Source organism: Paraburkholderia acidipaludis NBRC 101816 (assembly GCF_000684975.1).
Classification (GTDB): Bacteria; Pseudomonadota; Gammaproteobacteria; order Burkholderiales; family Burkholderiaceae; genus Paraburkholderia; species Paraburkholderia acidipaludis.
The window spans coordinates 1-1,321 of sequence record NZ_BAXZ01000057.1; the positions used below are offsets into that span (position 1 = coordinate 1).

Genomic DNA, 1,321 nt, shown 5'->3' on the forward strand with positions numbered 1-1,321 from the left:
TGACGGCTGCACGTACCGCGTCGTCATCCGCCAGCGCCTGGCCATGCTCGACGGCCCCAGCCACTGCGCGACGTATCAGGACAAGACTTCGGCCGAGATCGTCAGGGAGGTCATGGAGCGGCACGAAAACCGCTACTGGATGCGGGTGGAGCTGCGCCTGAGGCGGCAGCATCCCCGGCACCGCTTCCGCTTCCAGTACAACATGGGCGACTGGGCCTGGTGCAGGCTCGAAATGGAACAGGCGGGCCTGTTCTCGTTCACGGAGATGGACGGGCACCGGCACGAGGTGCTCGTCATCGCCGACGACATCGACGGCTATACGCGCCCGGCCATCAGCCTGGCGAACCGCCCGCCTTCGGGCATGCACACGTTCGGGGAGTCGATCCACTCGCTGAGGATCAGGACGCGCGCCATACCCGGGTCGTTCATCGTGGCGGACTACAACCCGGAGAACCGGGCGACGATCTTCCGCGACGAGGCGCAGGCGCGCGACGAGTTCAGCACGGCCGGGCCGGACAGAACGATGGCCGGCACGCCGGTGGTGTGGGGCACCGGTCATGAGGATGCCGGGGGCGCGAAGCGCGAGGCGACGTTGCGGCATGAGGCGGCGCGCGCGCAGCAGGTGAGCTGCAAGGCGAAGTCCACCATGCCCGCGATCCGGCCCGGGTGCGTCGTGCGCGCCGACGTGCTGGACGCGAACGCGACGGCGGACGGGGCGGAGTCCGACGGGAAGGAGGGGCTGTTCGTCTGGAAGGTGGTGCATCGCGGCGCACGGAACCAGAACTACCGCAACACCTTCCGCGCCATTCCCGCCAGCCGTCCGTACCGGATGCCCATCGACGAATCGCGGTGGCCCCGCATCCCCGGCACGCTCGGACTCACGATCACCTCGCCGGACCAGTACCGGTTTCCGTACCTGACCGGCAAGGGCGAAGTGGTGGGCCGCTTCCACTGCGATTCCGGCAACTGGCCCAGGGGCGCGGAGAGCATCCCGCTGCGCATGGCCAAGCCCTTCGCCAGCCGGGACCATGCCGGACTGAGCATGCCGCCCGTGGACGGGGACGAAGCCCTGGTGGGTTTCCGCGAGGGCAATCCCAACAAGCCGGTCATCCTGGCGTTCATGCCGAACGACCGGAACCCCGACCTCATCAACAGCTCGCGCCGGCGCCTCTCGCGCAGCGAGATACGCACGCGCTCGGGCAACAAGCTGTGGATGGACGACTGGGACCACCAGGAGGGGATCGAGCTCAGTACGGAACACTCGGGCCGCTCGCAGCTGAACCTGGGCTTCATTCCCGACGGTGAGCTGAAAGAGCGCGGC

The 1,321-nt window shown here is 68.4% G+C and carries 1 protein-coding gene; it reads left to right on the plus strand.

Annotated features, from left to right (window positions below; all coding sequences use genetic code 11):
• Positions 1 to 1,321, plus strand: a 1,321-nt coding sequence (locus BAC01S_RS33150) for a type VI secretion system Vgr family protein (protein ID WP_043204216.1), incomplete at both ends; no start/stop codon positions are given.